Annotated in this window: 12 protein-coding genes; 2 read left to right on the plus strand and 10 right to left on the minus strand. The window is 64.3% G+C overall.

Annotated elements, in window-relative coordinates:
• The coding region (locus HT585_RS24755) for a TOBE-like domain-containing protein (protein ID WP_176355463.1) at positions 1–414 on the plus strand (414 nt) is incomplete at its 5' end.
• Between the two features lie 92 nt (positions 415–506).
• Positions 507–1,871 carry an FAD-binding oxidoreductase gene (locus HT585_RS24760; RefSeq protein WP_176355464.1) on the plus strand — a complete coding sequence of 455 codons (1,365 nt, stop codon included), beginning with the start codon at positions 507–509 and terminating at the stop codon, positions 1,869–1,871.
• Between the two features lie 16 nt (positions 1,872–1,887).
• Here the strand turns inward: HT585_RS24760 and HT585_RS24765 are convergent, their stop codons facing one another.
• The 10 genes from HT585_RS24765 to HT585_RS24810 form a co-directional block, all read right to left on the minus strand.
• Positions 1,888–2,394: an RES family NAD+ phosphorylase gene (locus HT585_RS24765; RefSeq protein WP_176355465.1), complete on the minus strand. Its 507-nt coding sequence runs from the start codon at positions 2,392–2,394 to the stop codon at positions 1,888–1,890.
• Complete coding sequence (locus HT585_RS24770; RefSeq protein WP_176355466.1) at positions 2,394–2,765, minus strand: antitoxin Xre/MbcA/ParS toxin-binding domain-containing protein; 372 nt, start codon at positions 2,763–2,765, stop codon at positions 2,394–2,396. Before HT585_RS24770 ends, HT585_RS24765 begins: the two co-directional genes overlap by 1 nt.
• Positions 2,766–2,826: 61 nt before the next feature.
• Positions 2,827–3,624: a crotonase/enoyl-CoA hydratase family protein gene (locus HT585_RS24775; RefSeq protein WP_176355686.1), complete on the minus strand. Its 798-nt coding sequence runs from the start codon at positions 3,622–3,624 to the stop codon at positions 2,827–2,829.
• Positions 3,621–4,490: a hydroxymethylglutaryl-CoA lyase gene (locus HT585_RS24780; RefSeq protein WP_176355467.1), complete on the minus strand. Its 870-nt coding sequence runs from the start codon at positions 4,488–4,490 to the stop codon at positions 3,621–3,623. Before HT585_RS24780 ends, HT585_RS24775 begins: the two co-directional genes overlap by 4 nt.
• On the minus strand, positions 4,487–6,475 hold the full coding sequence (locus tag HT585_RS24785; protein WP_176355687.1) for an acetyl/propionyl/methylcrotonyl-CoA carboxylase subunit alpha: 1,989 nt from the start codon (positions 6,473–6,475) through the stop codon (positions 4,487–4,489). The genes HT585_RS24780 and HT585_RS24785 overlap by 4 nt, the downstream gene beginning before the upstream one ends.
• 16 nt (positions 6,476–6,491) lie before the next feature.
• Positions 6,492–6,875, minus strand: a complete 384-nt coding sequence (locus HT585_RS24790) for a RidA family protein (protein WP_176355468.1) — start codon at positions 6,873–6,875, stop codon at positions 6,492–6,494.
• 9 nt (positions 6,876–6,884) lie between these two features.
• Positions 6,885–8,492: a carboxyl transferase domain-containing protein gene (locus HT585_RS24795; RefSeq protein ID WP_176355469.1), complete on the minus strand. Its 1,608-nt coding sequence runs from the start codon at positions 8,490–8,492 to the stop codon at positions 6,885–6,887.
• Between the two features lie 53 nt (positions 8,493–8,545).
• On the minus strand, positions 8,546–9,709 hold the full coding sequence (locus HT585_RS24800) for an isovaleryl-CoA dehydrogenase (RefSeq protein ID WP_176355470.1): 1,164 nt from the start codon (positions 9,707–9,709) through the stop codon (positions 8,546–8,548).
• Positions 9,710–9,992: 283 nt separating this feature from the next.
• Positions 9,993–12,206 carry a tetratricopeptide repeat protein gene (locus HT585_RS24805; RefSeq protein ID WP_176355471.1) on the minus strand — a complete coding sequence of 738 codons (2,214 nt, stop codon included), beginning with the start codon at positions 12,204–12,206 and terminating at the stop codon, positions 9,993–9,995.
• On the minus strand, positions 12,203–13,252 hold the full coding sequence (locus HT585_RS24810) for a family 8 glycosyl hydrolase (protein ID WP_425513788.1): 1,050 nt from the start codon (positions 13,250–13,252) through the stop codon (positions 12,203–12,205). Before HT585_RS24810 ends, HT585_RS24805 begins: the two co-directional genes overlap by 4 nt.
• Positions 13,253–13,254 lie beyond the last annotated feature (2 nt).

The following is a 13,254-nucleotide window of genomic DNA, read 5'->3' on the forward strand; positions in this document are numbered from 1 at the left end:
GGCCAGTCGAATGCCTTGTCGGTCACGCTGCAAAACGGCGAGATCTGGTTCGAGGATCGGCCGATCGGCCTGCGCGCGCCGACCGAGCCCGATGGCCCGGCCACCCTCTACTTCCGCCCGCACGACATCGAGCTGATCGACGGCTGCGGCGGCTGTCTCGCCGGTCTCGTCACCGCCAGCCGCCGTGTCGCCGGCACCCGCCATCTCGAACTCGACCTCGGCCGCAACCACCCGCATGCCGAAATCGAGCTGCCGCCAGAACGCACCACGACACAGGACCGCGCAAGGGTCGCGTTCCGACCGACAAAGTGGAAACTGTTCAGGGACGGCAAGGCCCACGCCGAGGTCGCCGCCAAGGATTTAGAAGCGGAATCGCAGGCTCAAGCCTTCGAACTGGCACGCACCGGAACCTGACGACCTTTCGACCGCCCAGTCCACCCAATTCCCGTTTCTGCCGAGATGCGCTACAGCGTCATATGCGGTGAGAAAAGCGGGAGACCAGGCGCATGTCCGTCATTGACGATCTGAAACAGGCACTCGGCGATGCCGTGCTGACGGGCACAGAGATCGGCGAGCGTTATCGCAGCGACGCCAGCCTCACCGGCCGCGCCCTGCCCAAGGCCGTCATTCGCCCCGCGAATACGGACGAGGTCTCAACCGTGCTTCGCATCTGCGACGCCCATGGACAGGCGGTCGTGGTCCAAGGCGGCCTGACCGGCCTTGCCGGCGGCGCCAACCCGAATGATGACGCCATTTCCCTCTCGCTCGAGCGTCTCGTGGGTATCGAGGAAATCGATCCACTTTCCGCCACCATGACCGTCCTTGCCGGCACGCCGCTCGAAGTCGCGCAGCACGCGGCGGACGACGCCGGGTTCCTGCTGCCGATCGATCTCGGTGCGCGCGGCTCCTGCCAGATCGGCGGCAATCTCGCCACCAATGCCGGCGGCATCCGCGTGATCGCGCACGGCGTCACCCGCGACAACGTGCTCGGGGTCGAGGCCGTGCTTGCCGACGGTACGATCCTCTCGTCACTCAGCAAGATGATCAAGAACAACACCGGCTACGACCTGCGCCAGTATTTCATCGGCTCGGAAGGCACGCTCGGCGTCATCACCCGCGCCGTCCTGCGATTGAAGCCGCGACCGGCAGGCCGCCTGACCGCGCTTTGTGCGCTCGACAGTTATGATCAGGTCGTCGCTTTCCTGGCGCGGGCGCAAAGGGGACTGCCCGGCCTCTCCGCCTTCGAGGCCATGTGGGAAAGCTACTTTCGCTTCAATTGCGAGGCGGAGGGACAGCAATTTTTCGAGAAGCCTCCCGCCTTTGCTGTCATCGTCGAACAGGATGTCCAGGGTCACGACGAAGAAGGCGAGGATTTCGAGAATTTTCTCGGCGCCGCCCTTGAGGACGATGTCATCGACAATGCGCTCATCGCCCAGTCGGAGAAGGAGAGCCGGCTGTTCTGGCAGGTGCGCGAGGGACATGCGATGGACCGCCTGCTGCCGGGACTGATCAATCTCGATGTCAGCCTGCCCATCGGCGAAATCGGCCGTTTCGCGGCGGAATGCGGCACGGCGCTCGCCGCTCGCTTTCCGCAGGCGCACATCTCCTTCTTCGGTCATGTCGCCGACAGCAACCTGCACATCGCCTTTTCAACGACCGGCAGCGACGAACACACGCAGCATGCGGTCGATGGCATCGTCTACGACATCGTCCGTCGTTATCGCGGCTCGATCTCCGCCGAACATGGTATCGGCACGCTGAAGCGGGAGTTCCTTGGCCACTCGCGCAGTGCTGCTGAACTCGAGGTAATGCGCCGGATCAAGAACGCGCTCGACCCGAAAGGCATCCTCAACCCCGGCAAGGTGATTTGAAACGGGCTTGCCTGCATCACAGCCACGAAGCAGGGGTCTTCGGCAAGCGATTTTCCGGATCGACTACCGTCAGCTCCGCCCCGCCGGCATTCCACCGCCAGAGTGCGACGCAGCTACCACCCGGAGACATGAAGGAGGGGTAGATCAGGCCATCGAAGCCGCGTGCGGCCAGATCCGCCTGTAGGCGATGCGTCGCAGGCACGACGCCGCGATCGAGCGCGTCGCGCCATTCCTCACGATGAATAGCCTCGGTCACGCCGAGATCGGCGAGCACATCCGCCGCCATCGTGTCCGCAAGCCGCGCATGCCGGAGTTCCAGCTGAGCGATGAGCGCCGGATGCTGGACAAAGCCCTGGTTATATTCCGCCCAGGCGGTCGACAGTTCGCGCGCTGCATAGATCGTCGGCAGCCCGACCGGGTTCCAGCGGCCACCGAAGAGCGCCGCACCATCGCCCGAAAGCGGCGCATGCGCCCAGCGCGGCACATAGGCACGCCAGAGGCGCACCGGCTCCTCCGTCGACATCAGGCGTAGACACCCGACCGAACGGCTTCGAGATAGACGAGAACCTTGTCGGCCTTGCCTTCTCCCACAAGATCATAGGCGGTCTTGCCCGCCCATCCCGGGATTGGCTGGTGCTTGAACCAGATGACCGCCCGGCTCTCGTCACCGGACATTTCCGCAGCCATCGCCAGGATTCGCACGACATTGCTGAGCGCTGAATCGACCTTGCGGGCGCTCGACTTCGCCGTCAGCGTGTTTCGCGCGACGCCGATCAGCTTCGCCAATTCGGCAAGTGTTACGCCAAGACGGTCCGCGACCAGCCGCGCTGACAGAAAGGACGACTGGCTTTCGCCGAAATGCGAGGCAGAGATGTTGAAACCGACCGCTGACATGGCACAATCCAAACTCATTCTGATCACTACAGGATCAAAATAGGCTCAAAACCCGCCCAAATCAAGGAAGAGACGGTTGTCGCCAGGAGGGGTCGCGCCGCTCGAAGAAGGCGGCAACGCCTTCGCGCGCCTCTGCGCTTTCCCAGCACTCGGCAAGCTGCTCGATCGTGGCGGCAATGGTCGCCTCGGTGATCGGCTGCCCAAGCGATCGGGCAAGCCGCTTCGCCCGTCCCGTCGCGGCGGGCGCCGTCTGAAGGTAGGGCTCGATTTCCGCTTCGATGGTTGCATCCAGCGCAACGGGCGCGGCGATCGACGTCACCAGCCCCGCCTCCCTTGCCTCTTCGGCGCCGAACAGGCGCGCGGACATGAACAAAGGCCGCGCCCTGCCCTCGCCGATGCGGGCAACAACATAGGGGCTGATGGTCGCTGGAATGAGGCCCAGCCGGGTTTCCGTCAGGCCGAAGCGCGCATCGGCAGACGCGATGACGGCATCGCAGACGCTCATGAGGCCGACGCCGCCGCCGAAGGCATTGCCATGCACACGCGCGATGACCGGCTTGGCGATCTCGTTCAATGCCTTGAACATCAGCGCCAGCCGCGTTGCCTCGGCGATACGGGTCGGCCGATCCGCCTCGAACTGCTCGCGCATCCAGCCGAGATCGCCGCCCGCGCAGAAACTGCGTCCCTCGGCATCGAGAACGACGACGCGCACGGCTTTATCGACAGACAGGCGCTCTGCCGCCGCAGTCAATTCGCCGATCATGATTGCGGAAAGCGCATTGTGCTTCTGCGGCTGTGCCAGCGTCAGTCGGGCGACGCCTTTCGCATCGACGGCGTACCGGATCGTCTCGAACATCAGCCAGTACTCCTCAGCGATTTCGCGAATGCAGCAGCCTCTTCTAGCCGCGTCGCATCCAGCCCCGTCGAAAACCCACGGTCGGTGACAAAGGCGTTGACCGCAAGCGTATCCACATTGCCTGCCGCACCCGGCGCGTAGGGGCAGCCACCGAGGCCGCCGGCGGAGGCGTCGAAGACGCGCAAGCCACGCTCGAGCGCGATGCCGATATTGTCGAGTGCCCGTCCGGATGTGTCGTGAAAATGGCCCGCCAGTTGCCCGGCCGACACGTCCGCCAGAACCCTTACAAGCATCGCGTCGACCGCATCCGGTGTGCCGCGTCCGATCGTATCGCCGAGACTGATCTCGTAACACCCCATCGCCATCAAGGCGTCGGCGACTTGAGCAACACTCTCCGGGGCAATCGCGCCTTCGTAGGGGCACTCGACAACACAGCTGACATAGCCTCGCAGCGGCACCGCATTGGCGCGGCAGGCTTCGGCGACCGGACGAAACCGTTCGATGCTTTCAGCAATCGAGCAATTGATGTTCTTTTGCGAAAACGTCTCCGATGCCGAGGCGAAGATCGCCATCTCGTCGGCCTTCGCCGCAAGGGCCGCCTCGAAGCCCTGCATGTTCGGTGTCAGTACGGTGTAGCGCGTGCCCGTCCGGCGCCGGATTCCGGCCATGACAGCAGCGGCGTCCGCCATCTGCGGCACCCATTTTGGGCTGACGAAGCTCGTCACCTCGATGCGCTGATAGCCGCAGTCCGACAGGAGATCGACAAGGCGGATCTTGTCGGTCGTATCGACAAGCCGCTTTTCGTTCTGGAGCCCGTCGCGCGGCGCCATTTCGACAAGCGTCACATGCTCGGGCGCCGATGCGCTCATTCGCCGCTCTCCGGCTTCAGCGCGACGAGGATCGCCCCGGCGCTGACTTGCTCGCCGGACGAGATCAGCACACTCTCGATGATGCCGTCGCGCGACGCCGCCAACGTCAACTCCATCTTCATCGCCTCCATCACCACCAGCGGCTGGCCTTTCGCCACCGTGTCGCCGACGCGGACATGGATGAGTTTGACGATGCCAGGCATCGGAGCCGCAACCTCATCCGCGGCCGCTTCACCCGCATGCGCTGCGGCGAGTGGATCGGGAAGCCGAATGGCGAAGGTTTTTCCGCCGACGAAGAGCGTGATGGTCTCCCCTTCGCGCAGAAAGCGGAAAACGCGTTGCTCGCCTGCGATCTCCACCCGGGCGCCATCATCGAACCGATCAAGCACCAGCACGGGAAATGTGTTTTCGCCGGCCCGTACCGCAAACTGATCGCGCCCGCGAGCAGCAAGCGTAACGATCGATCGCCCGCCGGCATGTTCCACGGCAACGCTTCTATGCGCATCCCCCCAGTTCTGCCAATGGCCGAGCGACGACCAGGGATCGTCGGATTTCATCGGTTGCAGCACGCCGGTGGCGACGACGGCGGCCAGCACCAGTATCTCGTCGCCCGGCACGGGGGGGATGGTCAGTTGGTCGATCGCCCGGTCGATAAGTCCGGTATCCGGCCGTCCGGCGCGAAACTCGGGCTCGGCCGCGAGCCGGGCGAGGAAATCGAGATTGGTGATGGTGCCGCCGATGCGGCAGGCCTTGAGCGCACTCTCCAGTCGTGCAAGTGCCGACGAGCGGCTCGGCCCATGCACGATCAGCTTGGCGATCAACGGATCGTAATAGGGAGCGATGACGTCGCCCTGCCGGACGCCCGCATCGATCCGCACGCCGTCGACGGGAAAATCGAGCGTGGCGAGCCGACCGGTCGCCGGCAGAAAACCGCGCGACGGGTCTTCGGCATAAATCCGCGCCTCGAACGCCCAGCCGTCGATGGCGATTTCGTTCTGTCGCTTGGGAAGGGCTTCGCCGACCGCTGCGCGCAGTTGCCATTCGACGAGGTCAATGCCGGTGATCGCCTCGGTGACCGGATGCTCCACCTGAAGCCGGGTGTTCATTTCCATGAAATAGAACTGGTCCGGCCAGAGCCCGTTGGTGACATCGGCGATGAACTCCACCGTGCCGGCACCGACATAGCCGATGGCGCGGGCCGCCTTGACAGCGGCATCACCCATGGCGCGGCGAACCTCCGCCGTCATGCCGGGAGCCGGCGCCTCCTCGATCACCTTCTGATGGCGGCGCTGCAACGAGCAGTCGCGTTCGAATAGGTGCAGGATGTTGCCGTGGCGGTCACCGAACACCTGGACTTCGATATGACGCGGCCTGGTCAGATATTTCTCGATCAGCACCGCGCCGTCACCGAAGGCGGCCTCGGCTTCGCGGCGCGCAGCGTCAAGTGCGGCGGCAAACTCGTGCGGCTGCTCGACCTTGCGCATACCCTTGCCGCCGCCGCCGGCCCGCGCCTTGATCAGCACGGGGAACCCTATTTCAGCGGCCCGATCCGCCAGGAACGACGGCTCCTGTACGTCGCCGTGGTAGCCGGGAACGACGGGAACGCCGGCCTGCTCCATAAGCGCCTTGGCTGCATCCTTCAGTCCCATCGCGCGAATGGCCGCCGGCGAGGGACCGACGAATGTCATGCCGGCCGCTTCGATCGCCTCGGCAAAATTGGCGTTTTCCGACAAGAAGCCGTAGCCGGGGTGAATGGCATCGGCGCCGACGCTTCTCGCCGCGGCAATAATCCGCTCGATCGAGAGATAACTTTCGGACGCCGTCGCCGGTCCGATGCGGATCGCCTCGTCGGCCAACGTCACATGCAGGGCATCGACATCGGCATCGGAGTAAACAGCGACGGTGCGGACGCCCAGACGTCTGGCGGTGCGGATAACACGGCAGGCGATTTCACCGCGATTGGCAATCAGAAGCTTGGAAAACATCGGCATATGGCCCGCCCTATTGCGCCGCTATCACTTCGACTTCGAGCAACCAGCCGGCATCGAAGATGCCGGCGATCACCACCGTCATCGCCGGCGCAAGCGGACCGAGATATTCGGCGCGGGCCGCACGGTTGGCCATGGTGTGGTTGCGGTCGGCGAGAAAGGCCGTCACCTTGACGATATCGTCCTTGCTCATGCCGGCGGCCTTCAATTGGGCATCGATGTTCAACCAGACCTGCCGAGCCTGCGCCTCGAAAGTATCGGGCAGTTCGTCGTCCGAATTGAGCGGCACCTGGCCGCTGACGAAAACCAGCCGCTCGAAGTTCTCGAGCTTTACGGCCTGCGAGTAGCCGCCGCGCGGTTGCGGCGCATTCTTGGCGTTGACGTTTTCGCGTTTCATCGCGATCTCCTACATTCTGAACAGGCCGAAACGCGTTTCTTCGATCGGCGCATTGAGCGCCGCCGATAGCGATAATGCCAGCACGTCGCGGCTCTTGCGCGGGTCGACGACACCGTCGTCCCAGAGCCGGGCCGAGGCATAGAGCGGATGGCTCTGGCGCTCGAAGAGGTCGAGGACCGGCTGCCGGAACCTGGCTTCCTCTTCCTCGTTCCAGGGCGTTCCCGCCCGCTTCAGCGCCTCGCCGCGCACGGTCGACAGGACGCCTGCCGCCTGCTCGCCGCCCATCACCGAGATCCGGCTGTTCGGCCAGGTCCAGAGGAATCGTGGCGAAAAGGCCCGACCGCACATGCCGTAGTTGCCCGCACCGAACGATCCGCCCACCAGCATGGTGATCTTCGGCACCTGCGCCGTCGCCACGGCGGTGACCAGTTTGGCGCCGTGCTTGGCGATACCTTCGGTTTCATATTTGCGGCCGACCATGAAGCCGGTGATGTTTTGCAGGAACACCAGCGGGATCTTGCGCTGGGCGCAAAGCTCGACGAAATGGGCGCCCTTCAAAGCCGATTCCGAAAACAGCACGCCATTGTTGGCGATTATGCCGACGGGAACACCGTGGACATGGGCAAAACCGCAGACGAGCGTGTTGCCGTAACGCGCCTTGAACTCGTCGAAGCGCGAGCCGTCGACAAGGCGGGCAATGACTTCGCGGATATCGTAGGGCGTGCGCAGGTCCGCCGGCACGATGCCGGCAATCTCCTGCGGATCGTAGAGTGGCGGCTCCGGGCTCTGCAGTTCCACCGACGCCGGCTTGCGGCGATTGAGTGCCGCGACGGCGCGGCGGGCAAGCGCCAGCGCATGCGCGTCGTCGCGCGCCATATGGTCGGCGACACCGGAAAGGCGGGTGTGCACATCGGCGCCGCCAAGATCCTCCGCCGAGACCACTTCGCCGGTCGCCGCGCGCACCAGTGGCGGCCCGGCCAGGAAGATCGTCCCCTGGCCTTCGACGATGATCGTTTCGTCCGACATCGCCGGCACATAGGCGCCGCCGGCCGTACACGATCCCATCACAACCGCGATCTGAGGAATTCCGGCCGCCGACATGTTGGCCTGGTTATAGAAGATGCGGCCGAAATGCTCCCGGTCTGGAAAGACCTCGTCCTGGTTCGGCAGGTTGGCGCCGCCGGAATCCACCAGATAGATACACGGCAACTGGTTCTCGGCGGCGATCTCCTGCGCCCGCAGATGCTTCTTGACCGTCATCGGATAGTAGGTCCCGCCTTTGACGGTCGGGTCGTTGCAGACGATCATGCATTCGCGGCCGGACACCCGGCCGATGCCGGTGATCAGGCCCGCTGACGGCGCGTCGCCGTTGTACATGCCGTGAGCGGCGGTCGAGCCGATCTCGAGGAACGGCGTCGCCGGATCGATCAGCGAGGAGACCCGGTCGCGCGGCAGAAGCTTGCCGCGGCTGACGTGGCGCTCCCGCGCCGCGTCGCCGCCACCGCCCGCTGCCAGCTTGACGGCGTCTTCGACAGTACCAATCGCCTCCGCCATCGCCGCCTGATTGGCTCTGAACATGTCGGATGAGGGCGAGATGTGGGATTTCAGAACAGTCATGAAGTCCTCATTCGATCGACGATGATTGCGGTTGCGGCCACCCGTTCGGGCGTCTACCTGGTCTCGGTGAACAGTTCGCGACCGATCAGCATGCGGCGGATTTCACTGGTTCCGGCGCCGATCTCGTAGAGCTTGGCGTCACGCAGCAGCCGGCCCGCCGAATAGTCGTTGGTATAGCCATTGCCGCCGAGCGCCTGGATAGCCTCCAGCGCCAGCGCCGTTGCCTTCTCGGCTGCGTAGAGAATGCAGCCGGCCGCGTCCTTGCGGGTGGTCTCGCCGCGATCGCAGGCGGCCGCCACCGCATAGACATAGGCGCGCGCCGCATTCGCCGTCACATACATGTCGGCAAGCTTGCCCTGCATCAGTTGGAACTCGCCGATCGCCTGGCCGAACTGCTTACGCTCGTGGAGATAGGGGACGACGACGTCAAGGCAAGCGGACATGATGCCGAGCGGTCCGGCGGACAGTACGACACGTTCATAGTCTAGGCCGGACATCAGCACGCGGACGCCGCCACCCTCGCTGCCCAGGATGTTTTCAGCCGGCACCTCGCAATCGCGAAAAATCAGCTCGCAGGTGTTGGAGCCGCGCATGCCGAGCTTGTCGAGCTTCTGGCCGGTGGAAAAGCCGGCGAAACCCTTTTCGACGAGAAAGGCGGTAATGCCGCGCGGACCGGCACTGGGGTCTGTCTTGGCGTAGACCACCAGCACGTCCGCATCCGGCCCGTTGGTGATCCACATCTTGCCGCCGTTGAGGACATAACGGTCGCCGCGTTTTTCGGCCCGGAGCGTCATGGAAACGACGTCGGAGCCAGCACCCGGTTCGGACATGGCAAGCGCGCCCACATGTTCGCCCGAGATCAGCTTCGGCAGATAGCGCGCTTTCTGCGCCTCGCTGCCGTTGCGGCTGATCTGGTTGACGCAGAGATTGGAATGGGCGCCGTAGCTCAAGCCCACGGAAGCGGAGGCGCGGCTGATTTCCTCCATGGCGACGCAATGGGCGACATAGCCCATGCCCGCACCGCCATAGGCCTCGTCTGCGGTAATCCCGAGCAGACCGAGATCACCCATTTCCCGCCAGAGCGGTGTCGGGAACGCGTTGCTGCGGTCGGTTTCCGCCGCCAACGGCGCGATGCGCTCGGTTGCAAAGCGCCGTACGCTATCGCGCAACGCATCAATGTCCTCGCCTAGCGCGAAGCTCAATCCGCCCTGAAACATCTCTCATCTCCTCCCCTCGACCCCATCGATGATCTCCTCACCACCGACTGGGTCGTCTGCGCTCCATCCTCTACGCGCAAGGCGGCGATTGCAATGATACCAACGCCGCGATGTCGAGCGACGATAGCACCGCGCCTGGCTAATTTCCTTCCAAAGAGGAAATCCGGGAAGCACGATCTGGAAAGTTTAGGAGCATTTGGCGATGCATCCGATGCGCGAAACGGCTTGCGCCAATCTGGCCCGCTGCAACGTTCGCGTTGCGATGGAATCGCTTGCGAAGCGTTTACTTGTTTGGCCAGATTTCCTGCGCCCTGCCGACGTCGGCGAGGCCGCGCTGCGCGTCACGGTTGCCGGTAGCGGCAACCGCCTCGAAGATGCGCCGGGCTTCGGCGTAGCGCTTGAGGTTGAGATAGGCGTAGCCGCGCAGCACCATCAGGTCCGACCGCTGCGTCGAGATCTGGCCAAGCTGATCGAGGAAGATCAGCGCCTCGCGATACCGTTTGGCATCGAAGGCGGCAATCGCCCTGTCGGAGAGAATGGCGCTCTGCAATTCTTCGGCGCGGCGGCGGCTCTGGGTCGATTGCGTTGCGGCCACCGCAGCCCTGTTGGTCAGCCCTGCCCTGAGATAGGCGAGGCTTTGGCCGTAGGCGGCATCTTCGCGCATCTGCGAAGCCGGTGCCTGCAGGGCCACCGCGAACGCTTCAGCGGCTTCCAGCGGACGATTGAGGTCCATCAGGCACCAGCCGCGCGTCAGCGCCGCCTGCGGTGAAAGCCGCGCAGGATTGACGGTCGTCCGGCATCCCGTTGCGTTCCTGCCAGTCGTTTGTGTTTGCCGCGCAACCGCAACAGGCTGCTCGACCTCATAACGCGTCACCGTTCGCGGCGCGGCCTCCGTCACGGCCGCAGGTGTCTTTTGTCGCCCACCGGAAATGGGTGCCTGTTCTCGCGCCAGCGGCTGTTGTTGCCGGGCAATGGCGTCGCGCCGCTCCTCCTCGGTCTCACCCAGGCGCGCGATGCGCTCGGAGCGCCCGGCCCAAAGCCTCTGGATCTCCGCGACGCCCGCGGCATCACCGAGCTGGTTGCGACTCAGCGCCAGGCCATAGGCCGAAGGTTCGTCATCCGGCTTCCAGCGAAGGGCAGTTGCAAACCATTGTGCAGCCGTCCCCGGCTGTTCCATGGCACGGGCATACCAGCCGAACTGCTGGGCGGTGGCCGGATCACGCCCCTTTGTCGTCTCCTGCGCGATGCGGCTCAGCACTTCCTCGCGGAGCGTCACCGGCGGCTCGATCGCCAGCAGGTTTGCCGTCGCGGCAAAATAGGTGGCCTTTGCGTCTTCCGACGCATCGCGCCAGGGATACAGCACCTTCTCCGCGTCTTCATGCGCCTTGCGCGCAATCAACGTCAGCGCCAGTCCTTGCGCGGCGGAGGCGGAATCCTCCTTGTCGTGGGCACGACGGAACCACTGCTCGGCCGCGCTCATGTTGTCGCGACGCAACTGGTACCAGCCCAGAAGAAGCGCGTCGCTCGCCAAGCCCTCGGTTTCAACCAGGCGTTCGAGGCGCAGGATATATTTCGGATCGACGGCCAGCTTGCCATCCGCATCGCCCTCAGCGACGAAGCGTCGGGCCAGATCGTCGCCAATGCTCTCGAACTCGCCACCGCCGCCGGGCGCCGTGCGCTCAAAGGCCAGCAGTTCCTGGGCAATGTCGTAGGGCAGTCCGGATACCGCCTTCTGCACGGTCGCCAGCCGCTCCGGGGCATTCTCGCAATTCTTCAGGACGTAGAGATAGGCGTCGCGAGCGCGATCCGGTCGCTTGGTCTGCGCGAACGCGTCAGCCACCCGCCAGAGCACGTCCACTTCAGAACATGTCAGCAGGCTCGGCGTACTCGCCGCCACTTCGATGACCGTCTCGTACTGCTTGAGATCGGAGGCGTTCACCAACCGCGCCCGGGATTCGGCAACATTCAGCCGCTCGAGCAGATCCGCCGGCGGTTTCCAGGCGGCCTCGCCTGCCTGGCGCTCGGCGATCGCCTTTCTTACCTCCGCATAGCGCCCCTCCGAATAGAGTTGCCACATCGTTTCGAGCTGGACGTCCTTGTTGCGCGGAACGGCAAGTGGATCCTCGGGAGGCGTCCAATCGGGATAAAGCGCCCTCAGCCGCGATATCTCGGCCTGCAGCCGAGCCGTATCGCCCTTGCTTGCGAAATAGCGCAGCGCCGATTCGTCGACCACCGGTGCCGTTGCCTGCGGCCGCGTAGCCTCGGCGGCAGGCTGCGTGTTCTGCGCCACCTGGCGAAATTCGGGCGCGGCACGTCTCGATGCCTTGTCGACCACGCCGAACGACGCCTCGTCGGGAAGCCCGCTTGCCTGGTCCCCGCTGGTCGGCGCACCGGCAACGCCACTCCAATTTTTACGCAGAAGCCCGTCGTCGGCAAAACCGGCAATCCCGGCCGCCGTGAACATAATGCCGGCGATGACAACGGTTGACGACTTCATAGACACTCCGGACGCTTCTCCTTCGCATAAGACAACCCGAGAAGGTGCAGTGTCGAAGGATAGTATTGCGTCGGGCTGAACACCTTGACGCTGTCGGGCAACGGTACCCGCTCCAAGACACAGGCCAGAATATGGTTAACAAATTGATAACCGGGGTCCGTCAAGGCCGCCCGGACGGTCCCCGTCGCGACGTCGCTGATGAGCAAATCACCGTTGCTGCCAAGCATGCCCAGCCGCAATCTTGAAAGCAGTTCGGCATCGTCGCTGCCTGCGCGAACGAGATAGAGAGGGATGCGCAGCGCATTGTATCCGAACTCCGCCGGAAAGCCCTGGGCCGCCTTGAGACGCGTCCTGGCGCTGACCCAATCGGCCGGCATCTTGCGCGGCCCGAGCTGCAATGCGTCGAGCATGCTCTCACCATCGTCTCGCAGGGATTCCCATTTCGGCGAAGGTGCCACACGGTTGAGGACGGGGAAAGCCTCGAAGATCCAATAGGAGGGGTTTATGACAGGGCCATCGTCTCGATCGGCGGCAGAAAACCCGGCAACGCCCGGCAGCAACAACGTCCGACCGCCATAGTCGATCACGGCCCTGTCGAGGATTGCCGGGGCGATCTTGGCCGCCGCCGCAAGATAGTCCTGCCGTCTCCAGTGTTCGCCGGCCAGTGTCAGCGCATAGGCGATTAGGATATCGCCATCGGTCGCGTTGTTGACATCAATCACATGGGGTTTTTCAGCCGGGCTCCATTTCCAGGCGGCAAGTCCGTCGTCGCGCAGGAGCAGTTCACGGCGCGTGAAGGACCAGATCAACTCGAAATCGGCAGCGTTGTCCGCGAGCACCGCCAGCAACAGGCCGTAGCCTTGCCCCTCGCTGTGGCTGATGCCGCCGTTGCCGTCGTCGATGATGCGCCCGCCGGCGTCGACGAACTTGGCCTTGTATGTCTGCCAATCCTCGGCACTCACGGTTCCGCCCCGGCCCTGGGCTATCGCGGGCGCCTGCGGTAGAGCAGCGACAAGTGCCAGGGCGAGGATGAGAACCGTGCGCAAGC

The sequence above is a fragment of the Ensifer oleiphilus genome (assembly GCF_013371465.1).
Taxonomy (GTDB): domain Bacteria; phylum Pseudomonadota; class Alphaproteobacteria; order Rhizobiales; family Rhizobiaceae; genus Ensifer; species Ensifer oleiphilus.